This is a genomic window from Bathymodiolus japonicus methanotrophic gill symbiont (assembly GCF_019721995.1).
Taxonomy (GTDB): domain Bacteria; phylum Pseudomonadota; class Gammaproteobacteria; order Methylococcales; family Methylomonadaceae; genus Methyloprofundus.
On sequence record NZ_BLYC01000030.1, the window covers coordinates 1 to 22,332 of the forward strand.

The window sequence follows — 22,332 nt, forward strand, 5'->3', positions numbered from 1 at the left end:
AATGCAATGGCATACAAAAACAAAAAAATTCAAGAGCTATCCAACTCCGTTCTCTACTAGAGTAGGTGCATTTAATGCTTTTGATAATTTATTTAAAAAATTAAAAGATAGTATTTTGATTGTATCTTATTCATCTAACTCCTTACCTACCTTAAATGAAATGGTTGCTCTTATGGCAAAATATAAACAACATGTAGAAGTTATTTCAATTGATTATCGCTATTCAGTAGGAAATCAAGGACACAGGTTAATAACAACAAAAATGAAGTTAAAGAATACTTATTTATAGGATATTGATTTGATAATTTGGTACTTAGGAAATACTACAGTAAGGAGTCCGTATCGTTTACGAGATGGGCTGATTGCGTTAAGTTCATCATCCCTACAAGGGAATTTAAGAGGGGAAGAAAAAGAAAAGGAATTGTGTAAATTATTGGCAAATAATGGCATTGTTTCCTCAAAAGGTGATGTAACCTATAGTGTTGGAAGAAAATGGAGATCAGTACTTTCAAAACTAGGATTCTTATATCCTAAGCTAACAGGACAACAATCTAAGTTTCAAGATGAACTAGGATTAGCCGATACAATTACAGAAAATGGAAAGCGTTTAATTAACTCTGAAATTGTAACGGGTTGGCAAGAATGTTTTTTACGTTCACTAGCTGCTTATTATATCCCTTCAGTTTTAGAAAATAGGCATAATTGCGAGGTGTTTTCTCCACTTCGGCATACCTTAGCCATAATGATCGAGCTAGAAATAAGAACTGGGGAAAGTAAACTTAATTTCTTAGAAATGGGATTAATAGTACAGATTACTTCTAAAAATGATGGTGTGACAACAGTTACAGATCGTATTTTAGGTTTTAGAGCAGATAGAGAAACAGCAAGTAGAAAACGAATATTTGATCAAGAAGCACTAGATGCTGCCGCTAATACATATAATTTACAATCTGGAACATTTAAAGATTATGCCGATACAAATTTACGTTACCTAAAAGCAACAGGCTTAGTACAAAGCAAAGGAAAAGGAATAGCTCTTGTTCCAGAAAAACGAATATTTATTGAAGAATTAGTCAACGACACTAGCATACCAAGTAATGATTTATCATATATACAATCATTATGTTCAGGTGCTACTCTGCCTACAGATGAACCAGTTGGAGCAATGGCAGTCCTGAATGATTTAGTCTCTCAGCTAAATAGCCGAGGAAATCCTTACTCTTTAGATGAAAAAAATACAGATACGCCAGCCGATATAGCTATTATTAGACATGAAATAGAAGCTCAACTATCAGAACTTAATGAATTAGATTATGCAACACAGCAATCGAACTATATAGAAGAAATAATAGGATATATGGATTTGCTTATTACAAGGAAATCATCAAAAGAATTAGCTAATGGCAATACTATTGGAATTCCAAAATCAGAAGCCCCTGCTTATTTTGAATGGACAATTTGGCGTGCTTTCCTTGCTATTAATTCATTGGTAAACCAACCTTGGGAAGCAAGACGCTTTAAAATAGATCAAGATTTTTTACCTGTTGGTACCGCACCAGGAAATGGGTCTGATATAATTTTTGAATTCGATAATATGATATTAGTCGTTGAAGTAACATTAACCACCTCATCTCGTCAGGAAGCAGCAGAAGGTGAGCCTGTACGTCGTCATGTAGCAAAGTATGTCGAATGTTTTTCCTCATCTGGTAAACAGGTGTTTGGACTATTTTTAGCCGTTAGTATTGATACTAACACAGCAAATACTTTTCGCCTTGGTGAATGGTATCTCAAAAATGACCAAAAGATTGATATTCATATTGTTCCTATAGCCTTAGCTGATTTTAGAGACATAATGATAGCTTCATCCGATGATGTATCGGTAATGCTTCCAAAGCTTCAAGAATTATTACGTAACTGTCGAATGTATAGCAATAAAGACGCTCCAGAATGGAAAATTAAAATATCAGAGCTTTCAAAGAATGTGGCTAAGAATATACATTCTTAACATTAATTAAAAGGGTGAGGCTCTTGCAAAAATGAATAACAGACATAATATTATGCTTATTGACAGCATGAATTGCTTGGTTTAATCAAGCTTTAGCTTGCGCCCCTCGCCTTGCCCTTGGTTCATTTCTTGCCCACTGGAAACATCAAGGGGCTGTATCCCCCCGTGTCAGGATAGTTTTCGCCTTATTTGAAAAATAATAACTCAAACAAGGGGAAGAAAAATAAAACCATGACAACTCAATACCCAAAAGAAAGAAAAGATGCCATCATTAACAAAATGCTTCCCCCCTTAAATATGAGCGTACCTGAATTAGCTAAGGCCGAAAATATTCCTTACGGAATATAGCACCCCAAAGAGTCAAGACAGATTTTTCAACAATCCTTATTCCATATTCCTAAGCCGCTTCATTCTGCTGTTCATTAGCTAAAATACTTTCTCTATATACATTCATTGGTTTTTTATAGTCCAGGGTTTCATGAAACCGTTGATGATTATAAAACTCAATATAGTCATCAACATCTTCTATTAACGCTCTAATTGAACCATATTCATTTAAATAAATACGCTCACATTTTGCACTTCGCCAAAACCGTTCAATACAAATATTATCCGTTGCTCGTCCTTTTCCATCCATAGAAATAGTAATGCCTTTGTTTTTTAGTCGTTGGGTATGAATTTCACTGGTGTATTGACTGCCTTGATCCGTATTAAAAATTTCAGGTGTTCCGTAGAGAGAAAGCGCTTCATCTAATACATCCATAACTAAAAAAGAATCCATTGTGTTTGATATTTTATGGGCGAGCACTGCTTTTGAGTGCCAATCAATAATCGCCGCTAAATAAACCATCCCTTCTTTGGTTTTAATATAGGTTATATCTGTACTCCAAACTTGGTTAGCGTGTGATATATCAAGATCTCTAAGCTTATAAGTATATTTTTTATGTTCTTTTATGGGGATCGTTGTATTGACTTGTTTTACCGCTAATACGGCTTTCAAGCCCATCTGCTGCCGATAACTCGCCACCGTGTTTAAACTGACTTTAAAACCACCTTCAAGCAACTGCTGGTGTACTTTAGCCGCACCATAAATAGGGATGTCTTTAAAAATGTGATTAATCTGAGTTTTGATCTCTTCTTTCTTTTTATTCTCTCTTTTTTTGTAATAGAGATTGCTTCTATTTAATCCTAATAATGCACACTGCTGTGTTAGAGGTAGAGTGTTAAGCTTGGGCTCAATCAACTGTTTTCTATCAGATGAGTCCAAGCTTTTTAGCTTTTTTTCGAGCCACTCCTTTTCAACCGTCATTTTTCCTACGATTTTTGTGAGCATCTCATTTTGTTCTTGAGCTGCTAATAGATCCTCTTTGTAATCTTTAACGGCTTTGGAGGGCTCCATTGCTATTTCTGCATTGTCTAAGAATATTTTTTTCCAGTTTTGTAGGTTCTTAGGTGTGATGTTATTTGCACTGGCAATTTCTTGCAGTGTTTTTTCATTCTTTAAAACTTCTAATACCAACTTGCTTTTAAATTCAGCACTGTAGACCGTTCTTTTTCTGCTCATTTTAATACTCCAATTTTTTACAAATAGTAACTAATTTGGAATAAGATTGCTTTGATTTCTTGTCTGGATTTGCTGGGGGATTATAGTTTGAGCCAGCCCCATTTTATTCTTGCGACTCTCTTTAGGGAGGGCTTTTAGCGCTTCATCGAATTTACGCCGCGCATGTGCCATACACCCCACGAGGATACAATCATCTGATGCCAGTGCATGATAGCCTGCATAGCCATCTACCTGCAAGTGACCTGAAAAGGCCCGCAAGAAGCTTTCAGCATGCGCTCCTGCCCGCGTTGGCTGATAATCATACAAAACGATCGGGTGCTCGGATTCATGCCCACCACTCTGATAGAGCCACATATAGGATTTCGATTTCGTCTCTCGACCATCCCGAATCACATTTAAGGTTGTTTCATCGGCCTGGAGGATCTTCTGTAGAATCAGCAGAGCATGCAGTCGATCATAAAAGGGCAGGAGCAATTCAGCGGACTTTAATACCCAGTTAGATAGCGTGGCACGAGAAAGGTCAACACTTAAGCGCTTGAAAATGGTTTCCTGCCGGTAAAGTGGCAGGCTATCCATGAACTTGGCGACAATAATGTAAGCTAATAAACTTGCCGAGGCAAAACTACGAGGAATGGGCTGTGCGGGTTTTGGTGCACTGATAATGCCATTTTCACAGGTGCGGCAGCCATACTTGATCTGTATATGTTCAATGACTTTGATCTGGGCAGGAATGATTTCTAGCTGCTCTGACTTGTCTTCGCCAGCCTCATGCAATGCATGACCGCAGGCACAAAAACGCTCTGCTTCAGGTAATTCATAACGGATAACTTCGCGCGGGATATCTCTGGATAATGGCTTGCGGCCTGGCTTTTTACGCTGATAGCTTAGGGTTTCTTCAGGGTCGGAATCATCCTGCTTTAAGCTATCAAGAATGGACTCCGCTTCATTAAACAACTCCATTTGACCCGGACATTTCTCACTGGAGGTGCCAAAACGCTTATGTTGCAACAGACGAAACTGCTCCTCATACCATGTCAGTTTTTCCTGTAATTGATCCACTGTCGACTGATAGTCCAGCACCATTTTGTGCAGTACATTCGTCTCGTCTGGCAGTGTTTCAGGAAGTGATTTCATGGTGTTTATTATACCACCAAACAGGGTTAAATAAGCATTTAACTGGCTGTTTTATTAGATATTTTCCACGTAAAATAACGGCAACAAATCAATTATTTATTAAGCCAGAAATAGCGGTATGAGCTTGCGCTTGCCGATAGGATAAACCCTCCAGTAATCAGTGTAATTCACGTAAGGTTAATGATAACGGATGTTCGTTTAACTCGGTTGGCCACTGAAACTTCCCCTTATCCAGGCGCCGATAATAAAGCCAGAACCCATTACACTCCCAATAGAGTATTTTCAGTTTATCGCGAGAGCGGTTACAAAAGACAAAAATACTTCCGGCAAAGGGATCATGGCCAAACTGTTCCGAAACAATCAGTGACAGACCATTGATAGATTTACGCATATCAGTAACGCCGGTCGCCAAAAACACTTGATTAACAACAAGCCCGTTTATCATGAGATAGACCTAACCAGTTTCAGTAGCGGCTTTAATGATGCAAGTTCTGTACTGGCACAAATTTCCAGACTGAAGCCATTAGAATGAGTCACTTTGATAACTGATGAATCAGCAGGTACGCCTGATCCGTTCAACATGTCCTCTGCAACCAGTGTTACCGGAACCAATTGCTTGGCTTGTAACACTGGTGGAGCGAGCGAACTGAATTGCTTTTTGTAATAACTGAAGATATGCGGCTTGATATCATGGGCTTTGCAATACCCGACCTGAGTTAAACGACTGGCTTGCCATTGCGGTATATGATTTTGCATAGCCGCTTTATTTTGAGATGGACTCATAAATTACTCCTGAGTTAATTGGAGGTATTAGTCTGCCATTTTTTATATTGGTTTAGAATGTGTACTTTAATTGACGCTTACAGATATACTGGGTATAAGTCCACAAAACAAAATGCTTATCCGTTTATATGCACCAGCAATAATATGCATGGCTAGTTCTCTGATTATTCAAACTATAGGGCAAATATTTTATGAGCGCATGACAGCTTCACGAAATCTATTTGTTTTAGCAGAAAATATATAAACAGGATCAAGCTGGATTAGTTTAATTATTCTGGTTTTAGGTGTTCTTTTATTTATCGTCTTTACCTTTCGTTTGTGGAAATGGGATAAAGGTGAAGAGCTAGAAGTTTGTCATGTATGTAGCGGTATGCTTTCATAAAAAAATGGTAGATTTGGTGTTTATTATAAATGTTTGGCTTGTAGCTCTTCGCATTCAAGAAAATAAAAAGTAACAAATTTCCCCTTAAATAATATAGGAAACATTGAATATGTCAGAATCAGAAAGCATCAAAGCAAACATTGCTTTTCACGAGAAAATGTTTTTTGCCGCTATCGCCGCTTTAATGCACCTCCTTACACACAAGTCCTAAAATACGCCTTTTAGCTTTCTGGCCATTTGAATACCATATACGCAGTCCTGAATCCTCTGAAAACCGATCCAAATACTTTTCGCACCAGGGTCACCATCTGATTTACGCCCTAAAAAACCACCCAATGTCGCTAAATTTCTTAACACGGCATTCAGTGTAGGCACTTTTTTGGGTATCTTTTTGTCCAATAAACCATAAGATGATTTCCATTCTAAAGGATCAAAGATTAATTCAGCAGGCAAGTCAGGACAGATGCGACCTAAGCGCATAAGATACATCACCCGCCAAGCAATAACCATGGCCATGACTAAGGCTTTTTCAATGCGCTCTTTACTGGATAATTGAAGCTTTTCAACCTTGCAGCCCACTTTCAAAATATCAAAAAACATTTCTATTTCCCAGCGACAGCGATACCAGTCAATCAACTCACAGGCTTGATCTTCACTTTCTACCCTTCGATTGCTTAATAAGCGCCATATGAGCGGTGACTTCCCTTTAGGCGGGTTGATTTCTTTTGCCTGAACCAAAGTTACTTCAATACCTATAATCCCCCAGCAAATCCAGACAAGAAATCAAAGCAATCTTATTCCAAATTAGTTACTATTTGTAAAAAATTGGAGTATTAAAATGAGCAGAAAAAGAACGGTCTACAGTGCTGAATTTAAAAGCAAGTTGGTATTAGAAGTTTTAAAGAATGAAAAAACACTGCAAGAAATTGCCAGTGCAAATAACATCACACCTAAGAACCTACAAAACTGGAAAAAAATATTCTTAGACAATGCAGAAATAGCAATGGAGCCCTCCAAAGCCGTTAAAGATTACAAAGAGGATCTATTAGCAGCTCAAGAACAAAATGAGATGCTCACAAAAATCGTAGGAAAAATGACGGTTGAAAAGGAGTGGCTCGAAAAAAAGCTAAAAAGCTTGGACTCATCTGATAGAAAACAGTTGATTGAGCCCAAGTTCACCTAAATCTAAATTACAAAATTCCATTTCTGCCCAAGTCTCAGTCATCGTTACTAAATAATGAGATTTTACACTCTTATATCAGACTTGTGTGTAAGGAGATGAGCTCAGATGGTGGAGCTAGAATCACCACCGGTTGATATTTCGGATAGTATAAAAAAATCCAAAGAGCACGTATCGGGGAAAGAGTCATTAAGAATAGCTCTCTTGTATTTTTCTACTGTATATATCCCCCTTAGTTTTAAAGATATCAAAGAAATTGCGCAAAAGTTAATAGAAAATCCATCTATTATCAATGATATTACCTCGACAATAATAGCTCAAGATGGTCGTTGTGTTGCAAATGTACCTGGCATAAGTTCTGATGGCGAGGATGCTGCTCTCAATCATCAAATTCAAACAAACTTTCGGATAAATACATTTTTTGCTGCAGAAGGACATATTTTACCCGCTTTATATAAGCTTCATGATGAGTATTCAGTTACCCTGCCTATTTTAATCTCTCTATGTGAGTGCTCGGTATTAGTTCCTAAAGGCAGAGAAAATTTAACCGCTTACGCTTTGTGGTTGGGTTTTAATCGTGATTTTGGTAATGCTATTCATTTACTTTGCCCCCAATTTGAAAACATGATTCGTGTTGAATTAAAACGAGTTGGAGCTCATACACGTCCTATAACTAACAACCACATTGAGCATGAAATATGTCTAAGTAGTTTGATGGACTTACCTGAGTGTAAAGAAGTGTTTGGTGAAGATTTGGTATTTGAAATAAAATCGATTTTTACCGACCCTTTGGGGAGTAATTTACGCAATGATGTAGCTCATGGTTTACTAGATGATAGCAGTTCCTCAAGCATCCAACGCTGAAAATCAGGGAAACGTAGCCTAAGCGAAGTGATGATTTTTAGTTTGATTTTTTAACATGGGTTTTATTAACCTGAAGTTTCCCAATAATTATTTATGGTAAAATTGAAACTATGCTACAACTATATGAAAAAAATAGTCTTTCATTCGTTTCAAATGCTATTGCCTAAGGGGAATTAAGTAGGGGTTTGCTATAAACATGGCAAAACCACCTAAAATAAACCTCGATACACCAGCATGGTGTATTTCAGCTACTCAATAATTGGGAAACTTCAGTTATTAACTATCTTCCATAATTTCTTCAAGGTCGCGATACGAAACGCCATACCTGACATAAAAGAAAACAGCATAAAGAATGACATCTTTTTTGGAAAGTGAGTGCCTTTGAAGCTGAGCATATGATCGTAAGCGTCAATTCTCTCCACCTAAACAAGCTGCCCCAATTACTTTAGAGGCTTAATTTTTTCAATCAAGTTCCAGGGCAAAAACTGATCCAGTGCTTCTGGTTCATAATGCCTACCCAGCTTGGGTAGTTCAGTTAATAGGTATTTCAGGTAATCAAAAGGTTCCAGGTTATTAGCAACGGCTGTTTGCACAAGACTGTAAAGTAGTGCGCTGGCATTTGCACCGCGTGGTGTCTGGTTAAACAGCCAGTTTTTACGTCCAATCACAAACGGTTTGATATGCCGTTCAGCTGCATTATTATCAATTTGTATATTACCGTCATCAATATAGCGGATCAAGCTACCCCACTGGTTAATAGTGTAACGAATGGCTTTACCTAACAACGCAAATGATAAGTAATTTATATTCATTGATTTATTAAGAAAAAAAACCAAAAAAAATCAAAACCCAAAACCTCTAAAACTTTATTAAAAACAATATCTTAAGTGGAATATTCTCAACTATAAATGCATTATATATAAACATAAAAACAAAAACCAAGAAAAAGCAAAACAACGTAAATGACAAAGGGTTTATATCTCATTGTATATATATATTTATTGATTTCTTAAAAACAAAAACCCTAAACCCTTAAAAACCTGTTAAAGACGCCCCCCCCCCTTAAGGGGGGGGGGCGTCTTTAACTATAAATGTATTTTATACAGCTATAAAGGGTATAGATTAAGCTTTCTTCTAAAGCCTTCTCCTTATTAATTTGTTTTGCTTTTTCTTGGTTTTTTCTTTTAAGAAATCAATAAATATATATATACAATGAGATATAAACCCTTTGTCATTTACGTTGTTTTTATTTTTCTTGGTTTTTATGTTTATATATAATGCATTTATAGTTAAATACAATCCCTTTAAGGGGTTGTTTTTAATAATGTTTTAGGGTTTATGGTTTTGATTTTTTTTTGGTTTTTTTTCTTAAGAAATCAATAAATATATATACAATGAGATATAAACGAATTATCACTTAGGTTGTTTTGGTTTTTTTTGCGTAGTTGAGGCGTCTACTCTTTAAAAGAAACTTACCCATCATTGCTTATATCAAAAATGTAGTTTAGCTTCCTATGATGAAGCTAGTACTTGAACAGGTTCTGTCGCATAAAGTTCACTTCTCCGCGTTACCTGCTATCATGAGTCTCAATTCGAATAAAATAAGGTTCATATGCTTAGTTTTAAATGGCGTCATTTTGAAAAAGAAATCATTCTCCTAAATGTCAGATGGTACTTGGCTTATCCACTCAGTTATCGCAATCTTGAGGAAATAGCTGAAGAACGAGGCTATCATGTTGACCACAGCACCCTTAATCGGTGGTTGATAAATTATGCACCTGAATTAGAGAAAGAATTTCATAAAAAGAAGCGTCCTGTTAATGGACGGTGGCGGATGGATGAAACCTATATTAAAGTCAAAGGAGAGTGGAAATATTTTTATCGTGCCGTTGATAAAGAAGGCAATACCATTGACTTCTTACTCACCGCAAAGCGTGATATGAAAGCAGCCAAGCGCTTTTTTAAGAAAGCCATTAAGAGAAATGGCCGCCCTGAATTAGTCAATATTGATAAGAGTGGTTCCAATAAAGCAGCGCTTAATAGCATCAATAAGGAAGACTCAGATACCCCTAAAGTGGAACCCATTGTAATCCGTCAATGTAAATATTTGAATAATATTATCGAACAAGATCATAGGAACATTAAACGAATAACTCGCCCTATGTTGGGTTTTAAAAACTTCCATAGCGCCCAAAAAACATTAGCAGGTATTGAGATAATGAAAATGATCAAAAAAGGACAAATGTTCGGAGGGGATGGTTTGTCTCCTGCAGGACAGTTTTATTCATTAGCTGCATAAAGGTCAGTTATAACCAAGTTTTGCCGTCACGATAAGTTCTTGCCACAGAACCCCAGGTTAGAAAGTAGCCCTGTTTATGAAGGGATTAAGACTGACCTTTTCAGGATTTCGTATTTATAATCCCCCAGCAAATCCAGACAAGAAATCAAAGCAATCTTATTCCAAATTAGTTACTATTTGTAAAAAATTGGAGTATTAAAATGAGCAGAAAAAGAACGGTCTACAGTGCTGAATTTAAAAGCAAGTTGGTATTAGAAGTTTTAAAGAATGAAAAAACACTGCAAGAAATTGCCAGTGCAAATAACATCACACCTAAGAACCTACAAAACTGGAAAAAAATATTCTTAGACAATGCAGAAATAGCAATGGAGCCCTCCAAAGCCGTTAAAGATTACAAAGAGGATCTATTAGCAGCTCAAGAACAAAATGAGATGCTCACAAAAATCGTAGGAAAAATGACGGTTGAAAAGGAGTGGCTCGAAAAAAAGCTAAAAAGCTTGGACTCATCTGATAGAAAACAGTTGATTGAGCCCAAGCTTAACACTCTACCTCTAACACAGCAGTGTGCATTATTAGGATTAAATAGAAGCAATCTCTATTACAAAAAAAGAGAGAATAAAAAGAAAGAAGAGATCAAAACTCAGATTAATCACATTTTTAAAGACATCCCTATTTATGGTGCGGCTAAAGTACACCAGCAGTTGCTTGAGGATGGTTTTAAAGTCAGTTTAAACACGGTGGCGAGTTATCCGGTAGCAGATGGGCTTGAAAGCCGTATTAGCGGTTAAACAAGTCAATACAACGATCCCCATAAAAGAACATAAAAAATATACTTATAAGCTTAGAGATCTTGATATATCACACGCTAACCAAGTTTGGAGCACAGATATAACCTATATTAAAACCAAAGAAGGGATGGTTTATTTAGCGGCGATTATTGATTGGCACTCAGAAGCAGTGCTCGCCCATAAAATATCAAACACAATGGATTCTTTTTTAGTTATGGATGTATTAGATGAGGCGCTTTCTCTCTACGGAACACCTGAAATTTTTAATACGGATCAAGGTAGTCAATACACCAGTGAAATTCATACCCAACGACTAAAAAACAAAGGCATCACTATTTCTATGGATGGAAAAGGACGAGCAACGGATAATATTTGTATTGAACGGTTTTGGCGAAGTGCAAAATGTGAGCGTATTTATTTAAATGAATATGGTTCAATGATGGAATTGAAACGGCACATATGATCCGAAAGGGACAGTTGTCTGAGGAAAATATTCCTGCTTATAAGCAGTTTATGGCTTTAGCAGGATAGTTATGCCTGAAGACCAGGAGGTCTGCGCTTTTGATGATTATTGCGACAGAACCAATTAGTTTATTCTGATGTAAGAAAATAATTCCATGCTATACTACTAAAACTGAAGTTTCCCAATAATTATTTATGGTAAAATTGAAACTATGCTACAACTATATGAAAAAAATAGTCTTTTCATTCGTTTCAAATGCTATTGCCTAAGGGGAATTAAGTAGGGGTTTGCTATAAACATGGCAAAACCACCTAAAATAAACCTCGATACACCAGCATTGTGTATTTCAGCTACTCAATAATTGGGAAACTTCAGTACTAAAAGGTACTACCTCATAATAAAGGATATTTTCCATGGCTACATCAGTCAAACTTGATGACAATTTAAAAAAATCGCATTCAACATCTTGCAAACTTACGTCACCGTTCAGCACACTGGATTATGCGTGAAGCAATAAAAGATTATGTTGACCGTGAAGAAGCAAGAGAAAATTTCAAACAGGAAGCTTTAGATTCATGGAAGTCTTATCAAGAAACGGGACGACATTTAACGGGTAAAGAAGTCAGCAGTTGGTTGAAAGAGTGGAGCACAGATGATGAAAAAGAGATTCCTCCATGTCATGAGTAATCATTACCGAAAGAGGCAGCCCAGGAACTAGAACGTTGCCGACAATTCCTTTCTGAAAAAACCTTCATGCAATGAAACGAGCAGGTTTTGCAATTGAGCATAAATTTATAGTTTTTGAAACAGAGACAGAAATAGGTAGACCACAGGCGCGCCATGCTACCTCACAACATTCTGGGACTCCTGTCACCAACATTCATTCGCCTACGCAGCGAATGGGAGATGCCTTGGTCGCCCTGCGGCCCTCTACAACTACGCGCAAAACCCTGCTCCGTTAAGGCTCCCACACATGGCTTGACGGCTATTCGGAATGCAATTCTTTGCCTCCCTCGCGCGCTGCTAGCGCACTTCGGATTGGCGAATTGCCCTGTCGCCTACCACGGACTAAAAATCATCACTTCGCTTTGGCTCCGTTTCCCTGATTTTCAGCGAATGAAGTTTATTTATGTGGTACTTGCTATTGCAGTATTAAGTTTATTTGGTTGTACTTCTTCTCCACGTAATGAGGTGATAATTAATGATCAGACTGCAAGCTTTGGGGTTTGTGCATTGACTGAACCTGAAGTAGTAGCCAGCAGTAATGTCCATATTGTGATCCGTTACCTTGATAAACATAGAAAAACAGCTGTTGGTCTAGCAGAGCGTTGGTGTTCTGAAAGAGGCTTGCAGGCAAGCGAAGAGATAACTAGTTGTGCTGGTTGCTGCAAAATGGGAGTTAATTGTCGATGAGTTATTTTATCAACAGCACTCATCCTAGAGGCTTATCCTTTTATATTATTAGCTTTTTATCTTTATTAGCTTTTTCAGTATCAGTAAGTGCTCAAGACTTTCATTGGGCTGGTGTCGGCTTTATGGGGGATTATGCAAAAAGGGATACACTGTATCCTTACTCTTCAAGAGTGTTTGATGATCATTCATGTGATAACACGTCATGCTTTGAAGTATTTAGTCGTACTGTGTTCAAGGGCCAAAAAATTGCAGGTGGAAAGGTTAAATTTACACAAGCAGAGCCGGGAACTAATGCTATTGGCGTTGCTTTAGCCATCACTTATGAACGCCTGATTGTTGATGAAACAGTAAACTCTCATTATACGAATAAAAATACACTTAACTCGATAGCTATCTTTGGAAGCCTTTTATTTATGGATTTAGATAGCAACAAGTTGGTTGGCGCGGTTCCAACATATATTCGTTACGACACGGCATCGAACGGCAAGATTTCCGACAAAGAAATGTACGGCATTGTAAAAGCGATGCTTGTAAGCAATGAGTTGAAAATAAATTTTGCTTCAGATGCACTTAGTCGCGCTAAGAAATATTCATTACCTAGTGACAAGGTTCGTAGAGCGCAAATTGTTGAAGTCAGTAGCAGTACTAAAGTTAATGATGTGATTGGCTATAGTAAAGATGCTATGAATTATTTTACTATGCAGCTAGCTCAGGTGTTCGAAGGTGTATTAATGACTGAAACTGGCATTCAAATGCTACCATCTAGTGTAGGGCATATTGTTGGCGGAAAACTCAAAACTCGTCTTAGTTCTGGAAATAGAGTAATAGAGCTACCTGAACCAGATGTTGCAATAAAATTGAATTTAGCGAAATTGGGCAAATTGCAGAAGGAAAAAGCTAATGGTAGTGGCAATACTGTTTGTCATGCAGCTCGTCTAAATTTTTCAGTTGAAGATAGTTTTGGAGATAGTATCTTAGATTTACCTTTAAAAAGTATGCCTTGTCGATTTTATCGTAAAGGAACGCAAATTAATGACCAAACACAATACGAAAAAACATTGTTGGCTCTTTTGTCAAATATAGCTAAAGCACTAAATATGCCTGACGATAGTGATGATTTTTACAAAAAGTCGTCGAAGAATCAAAACCAAACAAAAGAAGCATTTTCCATGTTCATGAAGAACTTTTAAACTAATTCAGATAAATGGTGCTACTTATGAATCAACTAACTAAACAAGCATTATTATTAATGCTGATAGTCACGTTTTCCACATCATTATATGCAAAAGAGATTACAGCAAGAGCAAGTTTGCCTTACAAATCTTATAACAGCGATACTCGAGAGAAAGGCTTGGCAAAAGCGCGTATTTCAGCTTGGAAAAAATATGTAGGCGGTTTTTCGGTAGCGAGAAAATCAACTTATCGTTCCAATAAAGAAGAGATTTTAAGAAACCTTGAAGATCTGATAATGGAAGAGATAGTTGTTCAAGAGAAAAATGATAAAGAAGCAAAAAACTATAAAGTTTCTTTACGTGTAAGTTTCGATGATGGGAGTGTAACTGCCTTATTTAATGATTTGAGTGCTAGCGGAAATCAAGGGTTGGGTATGGCTTCTGATTTTGGCAGTGTTCTAATTGCTAGAGTGAAAATATCTTCAAAGGGATATGATAAAAAGCGGGTTGATGTTAAAGAATCTGAAGGGCTTAATAGCGTATCCGAACAGGCTGCATCTAATGGCAATAAGACAGTCGACTCGGTAGGATCTAAAACTTTTTCTCGTCGTGCATCAGGTGGATCTACTACTCGAAAGCGCACTGCTAGCACATGGGAAATTGATGAAAGTTATCAGGAAACACTCTCTGGCGCGATTGAAGAATCACTAATCAATGCTGGCTTTGAACCAATGGAATACAATGATCTTTCTGATTACGGTGCCCCCTACATGGATGAAATTTATGATCAGGCTACAGATAAAGGTGTGCTTAAAGGTCGCACTAAATCGGCGATTAAAAATGCTGTAAGAGATGCTGAGTGGAGTTATTTAGGCATGGGCAGAGTTGATCTAGACCTGCCAATTACAGATGCTGCTACAGGGTTGTTCAAGGTGGCTGCGAGTGTTAATTACCAAGTCTATATGTTCCAAAACGGTAAATCTAGAGCTATTGCAAAAGTAAGTGCAAAGCAAGTTTATGGGCTTGGGGAAACTGAAGATTACGCAACCAACGAAGCTCTTAATAAGTCCGCTCTAGCCGCTGTAACCATCGTGGTTGATCAACTACAAAAAAAAGGTGTTCGTTAATTTAATAATTATGAGGAAATTTAAAATGAAGAAGGTTTTTGAAAAACAACTAACCTCAGGTGCTATCGCAATGACATTTGCCCTGGCTCTGCCAATCTCAAATGCTAATGCATTCGGTTTACCTGACATCAAGGTGCCTGGCGTAAGTACGGGGAGTGCCGCTTCTAATGTCAACTGGGGAGATCTGGCATCAACGGGTGATAGCGCTGAAAAGAAGGTTTATACTGGAACGCGTCTGTTGGCCCTTAGTAGTATCACAATGGCTGAAGCTCTTGGTTATAAAGAAGATGCAGCAGCTTTAAAGGCACAAGTTGAAGCAATAACAAAAGACGGTTCAGTATCTGGAAGTTTTAACTTGGGTGAAACTGCAGAAGCTTCTGGTTCGATCATGGAAAAGATTAGCGGGGATAAAGAGCAGCTTGCATCTTTGAGTGAAGAGCAGAAAGCTAAGCTAACTGAGTCTATGTTTCAGTATGTTATTGGTGGTGTTAAATACCTTGAAGGTGTAAAGGGTGTTAGTGATGTTGCCTCAAAAGCTGCAGATGCCCCAATGACACAAATGGCGAACTTTGTAGGCGTAATTAAGCTAGCTCCAGTTGCGGCAACCGGCGCAAAAGACTTCTTTATGAAAGTTCCTGCTGTTGTCAATATGATGATGGCTGCGGATATTGCTATGCCAGATAACATTAGCGATATGCCCGGCGCATCGGATTTTTAATATAAATTACGAAAATAGCCGGTCGGGTTACAGACCGGCATGATTACCAATCATTTACAATAAGAGCCTTCAGTATGACACGAATAATAATTGCTTTTAGCTTTGGCTTCCTTCTCTCAGTCGATGTGTATGCAAATGTTTGTGATGATTATCTAGCTGAAGCTAATGCTATTTCAGGAATTGTCCCTCGTATAGAAAATGGCCAATTAAGATCTTTATCTATGTATGGCATACAATCATTTATTGCCCCTAAAAGCAGTCTTATAAATAAAGCCAGGCGCCAGGCAGAATTAAAGGCAAAACGTAATTTTTCAGAATGGATTAAAACAAAAATCAAAGCGGGTACATTCAATGAGGAATTGATGGAAAATCTAGAAAAAACATCGAGTGATGGATCAACTGAAGGAAATGCTGAAGAAATTACTAAATATGCAGATCAAATATCCAGTAATACTAGCTCGGTTCTTTCAGGCATAATTAAGCTTGATGAATGTGTCGACAAAGTTGATAAGGCTGTTTATGTTCGCATGGGGTGGAAGCCAAGCCTTTCAGAGATGGCAGCAAGAGCTGCTCAAACGATTAAATCACCATCTTCAGCCCAAGATCAGAACGACTCTAATCTAAAAACCAATAGTACTGTTACACCGACGGCTGATGGAGCTGGAGTAAAAATTATTTCAGTAACAGTTGAAGGTACTGGGACGAATTCTGCCCAAGCGTTAAATACAGCCCTTAAGCAGGCAATATCTCAAGTTTTTGGACAACAGTTTTCAACATCAACAATGAATATGGATAGTCTGGTTTCTGAAGAGAAAACTACCTCTAAAGGTGGTAATGATGGTTCTGCTCTTGAAACAACAGTCATGACAGAGGCTATTAGAACAAAAACCAAGGGCATGATTCATTCATACAATATCGTCTCAAGTAAGGCAATTGATACAGGAGTGTTGGTAACTGTAAGTGTAAACCTTGCCAAATATGACAAAGGTATTGATACGAGTAAAAAAACGCTTGTGATATTGCTGCCAACGTATAAAGCAAAAAATACAAATGTTGATACGAAATTATTTACTGAGAGCTTGCAAGACTCAATAGAAAGCCAACTTTCATCATCTAACTACTTCAATATATTGGATCGTGAAAGTCTCCCAGAAATTAAGAGTGAAATGGAGTTTATTGCCAAAAATGGTGATATTTCAGAAATAGCTCGAATTGGTAATATGGCTGGTGCCGACCGCATAGTTATTACGAGTGTAATGCATTACTCACCTGAAAAACGACATCGAAAAGTCGGTGATATGACAATTATAAGTAATGAGTTTAATGCAACTATTGCCATTAAAGTTATTGATCCAGCAACATCACGAGTCGTTTTATCGCGGAATGTAGTTTTTAATCGTCATAAGCTTACTGGTAAGGCAGGTATACAGGCGCACATTAATATGATTGCAAATAAGTCCGTCTTGCTGATCAACAAGCTATCAGGTAAAGTCCCCAAACAAAAATATTCTCACAATAGAGGCCACACTGTTTCACGCACTGAAAAAGAAATAAATCAAAAATTTGAAAAACTAAGGAGTAAATCCAATAATGATTGGTAAACAAAATGTACTTTTATTTGGACTGCTTGTAGCATCCACTGCTGTAATGGCTGGCTCTTGTGATGATTACTTGGCAGATAATGGGACGACATCAGGTGTGGTCCCCAATATGTCAGAAGATGGAAAGATTCGATCATTTTCTATCTTTGCAGAACAATCATTTATTGTACCTAAGCGTAGCCTTATAAATAAAGCAAGACGGCAAGCTGAAATGAAAGGTAAACGCGACTTTTCAGAATGGATTAAGACAAAAGTTAAAGCAGGTACGCTGAATGAAGAGCTAATGGAAAGTGTAGAGAAAACATCGGGGGATGGATCAACTGAAGGATATGCTGAAGAAATTACTAAATATGCAGACTTTATTGGGGCAGAAACAGAATCAGTATTATCTGGCATTATTAAGCTGGACGAGTGCATGGACCCAGATGGGAAAACTATTATGGTTCGTATGGGCTGGAAAGATTCATTGTCAGAAGCGGCCGCAGATACTCGCGCCACAATAGATAATAGTGTTGCTAGAGGTGAATCTGGTCAAAGGTCTGAAGGGGCTTCTTCTAGCTCAGCTAGCGGCACAAAGATAAAAAAATCTGAAGGTTATCGTTCTAAAACTAAATATGCCGATGATTTCTAATGTGCTAGGGTTAATTAATGTTTAGTCGCGCTTCGTTTTTATATTGGAATAATCAAGTAAGATTAAAGGTTACTATTGGATTGCTAATTATCGGTAGTTGTTCATCGGCCGTTGCCGGTTGTTTAATTCGGGATGTTGAAACCCTAGGATCATTTAAGACTTATTATTTTTGTAAAAACAGCCTAGCAAGGCCTAGTTATCAAATAAGCAGTTATCTTAATGATGATCAATCATTTAGCCTTTTTAATTTTGATGCACGTGGTGTGAGTGTTGTATGTCATGAATATGATATTCATGATGAGATGAATGTGAAATGCCAATCAGCATTCCCTAATTTTAGAAACTTGAAGAAAAGATACACAAATAATAATTCTACAGTCATCCTCTATGATCTGAAAAATGATAGAGATAAAGAAGAGCTTCTAGATAAGCTGGGCAATAGGCTGGATTTTAGAACGGGGAGAAATTCAGATGATGTAGAAGCAATAGGTTGTTTTAGCGGAATTAATCTTAAAAAAAGAGAGGTTTACCTCGGCTTTACAAAAGATGGTTTTAATGACCTTCAAATGTGCTTGATTCAACTCGAAAAATACTTTGCAAAAAACAAAAAGGGAATGATTAGCCTTTTGTAATGCTTGCCAGTGTTCTTCATCATTTTGCATGGCAGAGGCTACGATAAGTTCTACCAGGTGTTCAATAGGTTCTGTCGCAATAATTATCAAAAGCTCAGACTTCCTGGTCTTCAGGCATAACTATCCTGCTAAAGCCATAAACTGCTTATAAGCAGGAATATTTTCCTCAGACAATTGTCCCTTTCGGATCATATGTGCCGCTTCAATTCCATCAATGGTTGCTTGAGCGGAGTGAAACGCTTTAAATCCCATCATCGGTTTTGTTATTTTTTTGATAAAGCGGTGATCCTGTTCGATGATGTTATTCAAATATTTAACCTGTAATATGTCGAAAATATTGGCAAACCCAGCGAGGATTAACAAGAGGTTAATATTGGATAATCCTGCATAGTTAGCGCCACTTTTATCCATAACGACCTTATCAGGAAAGCCATTATTGTTAATCGTTTGTTTGAAAAATGCGGTTGCAGCCTCTTCATCACGGTGCTCAGAAAGCATGAAATCAAGCGTATCCCCGTGACTATCAACAGCTCGGTATAAATAGGTCCACTGCCCCTTCAATTTGATATACGTTTCATCCATGCCCCACGATTTATTGGTTTCTCGTTTCTGAGATTTAGCTTTTACAGCAATGGCAGGAGAATAACGGATAACCCAACGATTGAGCGTAGCATGATCCACTTCAACACCTCTTTCTTCCATAATTTCTTCAAGGTCGCGATACGAAACGCCATACCTGACATAAAAGAAAACAGCATAAAGAATATAATCCCCCAGCAAATCCAGACAAGAAATCAAAGCAATCTTATTCCAAATTAGTTACTATTTGTAAAAAATTGGAGTATTAAAATGAGCAGAAAAAGAACGGTCTACAGTGCTGAATTTAAAAGCAAGTTGGTATTAGAAGTTTTAAAGAATGAAAAAACACTGCAAGAAATTGCCAGTGCAAATAACATCACACCTAAGAACCTACAAAACTGGAAAAAAATATTCTTAGACAATGCAGAAATAGCAATGGAGCCCTCCAAAGCCGTTAAAGATTACAAAGAGGATCTATTAGCAGCTCAAGAACAAAATGAGATGCTCACAAAAATCGTAGGAAAAATGACGGTTGAAAAGGAGTGGCTCGAAAAAAAGCTAAAAAGCTTGGACTCATCTGATAGAAAACAGTTGATTGAGCCCAAGCTTAACACTCTACCTCTAACACAGCAGTGTGCATTATTAGGATTAAATAGAAGCAATCTCTATTACAAAAAAAGAGAGAATAAAAAGAAAGAAGAGATCAAAACTCAGATTAATCACATTTTTAAAGACATCCCTATTTATGGTGCGGCTAAAGTACACCAGCAGTTGCTTGAAGGTGGTTTTAAAGTCAGTTTAAACACGGTGGCGAGTTATCGGCAGCAGATGGGCTTGAAAGCCGTATTAGCGGTAAAACAAGTCAATACAACGATCCCCATAAAAGAACATAAAAAATATACTTATAAGCTTAGAGATCTTGATATATCACACGCTAACCAAGTTTGGAGTACAGATATAACCTATATTAAAACCAAAGAAGGGATGGTTTATTTAGCGGCGATTATTGATTGGCACTCAAAAGCAGTGCTCGCCCATAAAATATCAAACACAATGGATTCTTTTTTAGTTATGGATGTATTAGATGAAGCGCTTTCTCTCTACGGAACACCTGAAATTTTTAATACGGATCAAGGCAGTCAATACACCAGTGAAATTCATACCCAACGACTAAAAAACAAAGGCATTACTATTTCTATGGATGGAAAAGGACGAGCAACGGATAATATTTGTATTGAACGGTTTTGGCGAAGTGCAAAATGTGAGCGTATTTATTTAAATGAATATGGTTCAATTAGAGCGTTAATAGAAGATGTTGATGACTATATTGAGTTTTATAATCATCAACGGTTTCATGAAACCCTGGACTATAAAAAACCAATGAATGTATATAGAGAAAGTATTTTAGCTAATGAACAGCAGAATGAAGCGGCTTAGGAATATGGAATAAGGATTGTTGAAAAATCTGTCTTGACTCTTTGGGGTGCTATAGATTGATAGCATGATCTTCAAACTCGTGTCTTAAATCTTAGGTCGCTCAAACGATCCTGACTAAAAGAACAGCTGAATGACATCTTTTTGAAATAGTGCTTTAGCGAGCAGTGATACTTTTATTGAAATGATCATGATGATTATAATCCCCCAGCAAATCCAGACAAGAAATCAAAGCAATCTTATTCCAAATTAGTTACTATTTGTAAAAAATTGGAGTATTAAAATGAGCAGAAAAAGAACGGTCTACAGTGCTGAATTTAAAAGCAAGTTGGTATTAGAAGTTTTAAAGAATGAAAAAACACTGCAAGAAATTGCCAGTGCAAATAACATCACACCTAAGAACCTACAAAACTGGAAAAAAATATTCTTAGACAATGCAGAAATAGCAATGGAGCCCTCCAAAGCCGTTAAAGATTACAAAGAGGATCTATTAGCAGCTCAAGAACAAAATGAGATGCTCACAAAAATCGTAGGAAAAATGACGGTTGAAAAGGAGTGGCTCGAAAAAAAGCTAAAAAGCTTGGACTCATCTGATAGAAAACAGTTGATTGAGCCCAAGCTTAACACTCTACCTCTAACACAGCAGTGTGCATTATTAGGATTAAATAGAAGCAATCTCTATTACAAAAAAAGAGAGAATAAAAAGAAAGAAGAGATCAAAACTCAGATTAATCACATTTTTAAAGACATCCCTATTTATGGTGCGGCTAAAGTACACCAGCAGTTGCTTGAAGGTGGTTTTAAAGTCAGTTTAAACACGGTGGCGAGTTATCGGCAGCAGATGGGCTTGAAAGCCGTATTAGCGGTAAAACAAGTCAATACAACGATCCCCATAAAAGAACATAAAAAATATACTTATAAGCTTAGAGATCTTGATATATCACACGCTAACCAAGTTTGGAGTACAGATATAACCTATATTAAAACCAAAGAAGGGATGGTTTATTTAGCGGCGATTATTGATTGGCACTCAAAAGCAGTGCTCGCCCATAAAATATCAAACACAATGGATTCTTTTTTAGTTATGGATGTATTAGATGAAGCGCTTTCTCTCTACGGAACACCTGAAATTTTTAATACGGATCAAGGCAGTCAATACACCAGTGAAATTCATACCCAACGACTAAAAAACAAAGGCATTACTATTTCTATGGATGGAAAAGGACGAGCAACGGATAATATTTGTATTGAACGGTTTTGGCGAAGTGCAAAATGTGAGCGTATTTATTTAAATGAATATGGTTCAATTAGAGCGTTAATAGAAGATGTTGATGACTATATTGAGTTTTATAATCATCAACGGTTTCATGAAACCCTGGACTATAAAAAACCAATGAATGTATATAGAGAAAGTATTTTAGCTAATGAACAGCAGAATGAAGCGGCTTAGGAATATGGAATAAGGATTGTTGAAAAATCTGTCTTGACTCTTTGGGGTGCTATAAAGTTACTAGATTGTTTATTGATTCTTTGAAGTCCGAAACTTTAGTTATATTTAAATAG

The 22,332-nt window shown here is 37.2% G+C and carries 23 protein-coding genes and 5 pseudogenes; 19 read left to right on the forward strand and 9 right to left on the reverse strand.

Going from position 1 to position 22,332, the window contains the following annotated elements; translation table 11 throughout:
• From K6984_RS23030 to K6984_RS23040, 3 genes and pseudogenes are all read left to right on the forward strand, one after another.
• A pseudogene (locus tag K6984_RS23030) lies at window positions 1-297 on the forward strand (Dam family site-specific DNA-(adenine-N6)-methyltransferase); the annotation flags it as partial.
• A gap of 1 nt (window position 298) precedes the next feature.
• Window positions 299-2,005: an AlwI family type II restriction endonuclease gene (locus K6984_RS23035; RefSeq protein WP_221897594.1), complete on the forward strand. Its 1,707-nt coding sequence runs from the start codon at window positions 299-301 to the stop codon at window positions 2,003-2,005.
• 189 nt (window positions 2,006-2,194) lie between these two features.
• Entirely contained in the window at window positions 2,195-2,353 is a 159-nt protein-coding gene (locus tag K6984_RS23040; protein ID WP_221897595.1) for a hypothetical protein, read from the forward strand.
• A gap of 49 nt (window positions 2,354-2,402) precedes the next feature.
• Here K6984_RS23040 and K6984_RS23045 read toward each other — a convergent pair whose 3' ends face one another.
• From K6984_RS23045 to K6984_RS23065, 5 genes are all read right to left on the reverse strand, one after another.
• A complete protein-coding gene (locus K6984_RS23045) occupies window positions 2,403-3,569 on the reverse strand; it encodes an IS3 family transposase (RefSeq protein ID WP_087870166.1) in 1,167 nt (388 codons plus the stop codon).
• Between the two features lie 30 nt (window positions 3,570-3,599).
• Window positions 3,600-4,703 carry an IS66 family transposase gene (gene tnpC / locus K6984_RS23050; RefSeq protein ID WP_221897596.1) on the reverse strand — a complete coding sequence of 368 codons (1,104 nt, stop codon included), beginning with the start codon at window positions 4,701-4,703 and terminating at the stop codon, window positions 3,600-3,602.
• A 157-nt stretch (window positions 4,704-4,860) separates the two neighbouring features.
• Window positions 4,861-5,115: an IS66 family insertion sequence element accessory protein TnpB gene (gene tnpB, locus K6984_RS23055; protein ID WP_221897597.1), complete on the reverse strand. Its 255-nt coding sequence runs from the start codon at window positions 5,113-5,115 to the stop codon at window positions 4,861-4,863.
• 29 nt (window positions 5,116-5,144) lie between these two features.
• Window positions 5,145-5,486 carry an IS66 family insertion sequence element accessory protein TnpA gene (gene tnpA / locus K6984_RS23060; RefSeq protein ID WP_221893783.1) on the reverse strand — a complete coding sequence of 114 codons (342 nt, stop codon included), beginning with the start codon at window positions 5,484-5,486 and terminating at the stop codon, window positions 5,145-5,147.
• Between the two features lie 589 nt (window positions 5,487-6,075).
• Window positions 6,076-6,606, reverse strand: coding sequence for an IS4 family transposase (locus tag K6984_RS23065; protein ID WP_221897598.1), 531 nt, complete (start codon window positions 6,604-6,606; stop codon window positions 6,076-6,078).
• A 100-nt stretch (window positions 6,607-6,706) separates the two neighbouring features.
• Between K6984_RS23065 and K6984_RS23070 the strand changes: the two genes are divergently transcribed.
• Both K6984_RS23070 and K6984_RS23075 read left to right on the forward strand, forming a co-directional pair.
• Window positions 6,707-7,051, forward strand: coding sequence for a transposase (locus K6984_RS23070; RefSeq protein ID WP_221897599.1), 345 nt, complete (start codon window positions 6,707-6,709; stop codon window positions 7,049-7,051).
• A 105-nt stretch (window positions 7,052-7,156) separates the two neighbouring features.
• Entirely contained in the window at window positions 7,157-7,912 is a 756-nt protein-coding gene (locus K6984_RS23075) for a DUF4209 domain-containing protein (protein ID WP_221897600.1), read from the forward strand.
• A 282-nt stretch (window positions 7,913-8,194) separates the two neighbouring features.
• Here the strand turns inward: K6984_RS23075 and K6984_RS23080 are convergent.
• Together K6984_RS23080 and K6984_RS23085 are read right to left on the reverse strand one after the other, a co-directional pair.
• Window positions 8,195-8,307, reverse strand: a pseudogene (locus K6984_RS23080) (IS6 family transposase); the annotation flags it as partial.
• Between the two features lie 45 nt (window positions 8,308-8,352).
• Window positions 8,353-8,694: pseudogene (locus K6984_RS23085) on the reverse strand (IS66 family transposase); the annotation flags it as partial.
• Between the two features lie 830 nt (window positions 8,695-9,524).
• On the opposite strand from K6984_RS23085, the gene K6984_RS23090 reads away from it, so the two are divergent.
• The 5 genes and pseudogenes from K6984_RS23090 (at window position 9,525) to K6984_RS23105 (ending at window position 12,149) form a co-directional block, all read left to right on the forward strand.
• Complete coding sequence (locus K6984_RS23090; RefSeq protein ID WP_221897602.1) at window positions 9,525-10,211, forward strand: IS6 family transposase; 687 nt, start codon at window positions 9,525-9,527, stop codon at window positions 10,209-10,211.
• 200 nt (window positions 10,212-10,411) lie between these two features.
• Window positions 10,412-10,999, forward strand: a complete 588-nt coding sequence (locus K6984_RS23095) for a transposase (protein ID WP_221897207.1) — start codon at window positions 10,412-10,414, stop codon at window positions 10,997-10,999.
• Window positions 10,971-11,462, forward strand: coding sequence for a DDE-type integrase/transposase/recombinase (locus tag K6984_RS23100; protein ID WP_221897603.1), 492 nt, complete (start codon window positions 10,971-10,973; stop codon window positions 11,460-11,462). The genes K6984_RS23095 and K6984_RS23100 overlap by 29 nt, the downstream gene beginning before the upstream one ends.
• A pseudogene (locus K6984_RS36540) lies at window positions 11,441-11,530 on the forward strand (IS6 family transposase); the annotation flags it as partial. The gene K6984_RS23100 and the pseudogene K6984_RS36540, both read left to right, overlap by 22 nt.
• A 345-nt stretch (window positions 11,531-11,875) precedes the next feature.
• Window positions 11,876-12,149: pseudogene (locus K6984_RS23105) on the forward strand (CopG family ribbon-helix-helix protein).
• Between the two features lie 64 nt (window positions 12,150-12,213).
• On the opposite strand, the gene K6984_RS34635 reads toward K6984_RS23105, so the two are convergent.
• Window positions 12,214-12,342, reverse strand: coding sequence for a hypothetical protein (locus tag K6984_RS34635; RefSeq protein WP_263458845.1), 129 nt, complete (start codon window positions 12,340-12,342; stop codon window positions 12,214-12,216).
• A 26-nt stretch (window positions 12,343-12,368) separates the two neighbouring features.
• On the opposite strand from K6984_RS34635, the gene K6984_RS23110 reads away from it, so the two are divergent.
• The 7 genes from K6984_RS23110 (at window position 12,369) to K6984_RS23140 (ending at window position 18,756) form a co-directional block, all read left to right on the forward strand.
• On the forward strand, window positions 12,369-12,875 hold the full coding sequence (locus K6984_RS23110; protein ID WP_221897604.1) for a hypothetical protein: 507 nt from the start codon (window positions 12,369-12,371) through the stop codon (window positions 12,873-12,875).
• Window positions 12,872-14,065 (forward strand): hypothetical protein, encoded by a 1,194-nt coding sequence (locus tag K6984_RS23115; protein ID WP_087870719.1) that lies wholly within the window; start codon window positions 12,872-12,874, stop codon window positions 14,063-14,065. Before K6984_RS23110 ends, K6984_RS23115 begins: the two co-directional genes overlap by 4 nt.
• A gap of 26 nt (window positions 14,066-14,091) precedes the next feature.
• Window positions 14,092-15,174, forward strand: a complete 1,083-nt coding sequence (locus tag K6984_RS23120; RefSeq protein WP_221897605.1) for a hypothetical protein — start codon at window positions 14,092-14,094, stop codon at window positions 15,172-15,174.
• Between the two features lie 25 nt (window positions 15,175-15,199).
• Window positions 15,200-15,892, forward strand: a complete 693-nt coding sequence (locus tag K6984_RS23125; protein ID WP_087870721.1) for a hypothetical protein — start codon at window positions 15,200-15,202, stop codon at window positions 15,890-15,892.
• A gap of 74 nt (window positions 15,893-15,966) precedes the next feature.
• Window positions 15,967-17,493, forward strand: coding sequence for a CsgG/HfaB family protein (locus tag K6984_RS23130; protein WP_221897606.1), 1,527 nt, complete (start codon window positions 15,967-15,969; stop codon window positions 17,491-17,493).
• Entirely contained in the window at window positions 17,483-18,124 is a 642-nt protein-coding gene (locus K6984_RS23135) for a hypothetical protein (protein ID WP_087870723.1), read from the forward strand. The genes K6984_RS23130 and K6984_RS23135 overlap by 11 nt, the downstream gene beginning before the upstream one ends.
• A 17-nt stretch (window positions 18,125-18,141) precedes the next feature.
• A complete protein-coding gene (locus K6984_RS23140; RefSeq protein ID WP_087870724.1) occupies window positions 18,142-18,756 on the forward strand; it encodes a hypothetical protein in 615 nt (204 codons plus the stop codon).
• A 120-nt stretch (window positions 18,757-18,876) separates the two neighbouring features.
• On the opposite strand, the gene K6984_RS23145 is transcribed toward K6984_RS23140, so the two are convergent.
• On the reverse strand, window positions 18,877-19,536 hold the full coding sequence (locus K6984_RS23145; protein WP_230988259.1) for an IS6 family transposase: 660 nt from the start codon (window positions 19,534-19,536) through the stop codon (window positions 18,877-18,879).
• Between the two features lie 69 nt (window positions 19,537-19,605).
• Here K6984_RS23145 and K6984_RS23150 point away from each other — a divergent pair, with 69 nt between their 5' ends.
• A complete protein-coding gene (locus K6984_RS23150) occupies window positions 19,606-20,772 on the forward strand; it encodes an IS3 family transposase (protein ID WP_087870166.1) in 1,167 nt (388 codons plus the stop codon).
• 280 nt (window positions 20,773-21,052) lie between these two features.
• The gene (locus K6984_RS23155) at window positions 21,053-22,219 is read left to right on the forward strand and encodes an IS3 family transposase (protein ID WP_087870166.1); all 1,167 of its coding nucleotides are present in this window, start codon (window positions 21,053-21,055) and stop codon (window positions 22,217-22,219) included.
• Window positions 22,220-22,332 lie beyond the last annotated feature (113 nt).

What these genes read in the sequence shown, in the direction of transcription:
- K6984_RS23095 (WP_221897207.1), top strand. Translation starts at nt 10,412, where the DNA reads ATGAGCAGAAAAAGAACGGTCTACAGTGCTGAATTTAAAAGCAAGTTG.
- K6984_RS23070 (WP_221897599.1), top strand. Translation starts at nt 6,707, where the DNA reads ATGAGCAGAAAAAGAACGGTCTACAGTGCTGAATTTAAAAGCAAGTTG.
- K6984_RS23135 (WP_087870723.1), top strand. Translation starts at nt 17,483, where the DNA reads ATGATTGGTAAACAAAATGTACTTTTATTTGGACTGCTTGTAGCATCC.
- K6984_RS23155 (WP_087870166.1), top strand. Translation starts at nt 21,053, where the DNA reads ATGAGCAGAAAAAGAACGGTCTACAGTGCTGAATTTAAAAGCAAGTTG.
- K6984_RS23110 (WP_221897604.1), top strand. Translation starts at nt 12,369, where the DNA reads ATGCCTTGGTCGCCCTGCGGCCCTCTACAACTACGCGCAAAACCCTGC.
- tnpA (WP_221893783.1), bottom strand. Translation starts at nt 5,486, where the DNA reads ATGAGTCCATCTCAAAATAAAGCGGCTATGCAAAATCATATACCGCAA.
- K6984_RS23115 (WP_087870719.1), top strand. Translation starts at nt 12,872, where the DNA reads ATGAGTTATTTTATCAACAGCACTCATCCTAGAGGCTTATCCTTTTAT.
- K6984_RS23130 (WP_221897606.1), top strand. Translation starts at nt 15,967, where the DNA reads ATGACACGAATAATAATTGCTTTTAGCTTTGGCTTCCTTCTCTCAGTC.
- tnpC (WP_221897596.1), bottom strand. Translation starts at nt 4,703, where the DNA reads ATGAAATCACTTCCTGAAACACTGCCAGACGAGACGAATGTACTGCAC.
- K6984_RS23150 (WP_087870166.1), top strand. Translation starts at nt 19,606, where the DNA reads ATGAGCAGAAAAAGAACGGTCTACAGTGCTGAATTTAAAAGCAAGTTG.
- K6984_RS23140 (WP_087870724.1), top strand. Translation starts at nt 18,142, where the DNA reads ATGTTTAGTCGCGCTTCGTTTTTATATTGGAATAATCAAGTAAGATTA.
- K6984_RS23075 (WP_221897600.1), top strand. Translation starts at nt 7,157, where the DNA reads ATGGTGGAGCTAGAATCACCACCGGTTGATATTTCGGATAGTATAAAA.
- K6984_RS34635 (WP_263458845.1), bottom strand. Translation starts at nt 12,342, where the DNA reads ATGTTGGTGACAGGAGTCCCAGAATGTTGTGAGGTAGCATGGCGCGCC.
- K6984_RS23090 (WP_221897602.1), top strand. Translation starts at nt 9,525, where the DNA reads ATGCTTAGTTTTAAATGGCGTCATTTTGAAAAAGAAATCATTCTCCTA.
- K6984_RS23100 (WP_221897603.1), top strand. Translation starts at nt 10,971, where the DNA reads ATGGGCTTGAAAGCCGTATTAGCGGTTAAACAAGTCAATACAACGATC.
- K6984_RS23120 (WP_221897605.1), top strand. Translation starts at nt 14,092, where the DNA reads ATGAATCAACTAACTAAACAAGCATTATTATTAATGCTGATAGTCACG.
- K6984_RS23045 (WP_087870166.1), bottom strand. Translation starts at nt 3,569, where the DNA reads ATGAGCAGAAAAAGAACGGTCTACAGTGCTGAATTTAAAAGCAAGTTG.
- K6984_RS23125 (WP_087870721.1), top strand. Translation starts at nt 15,200, where the DNA reads ATGAAGAAGGTTTTTGAAAAACAACTAACCTCAGGTGCTATCGCAATG.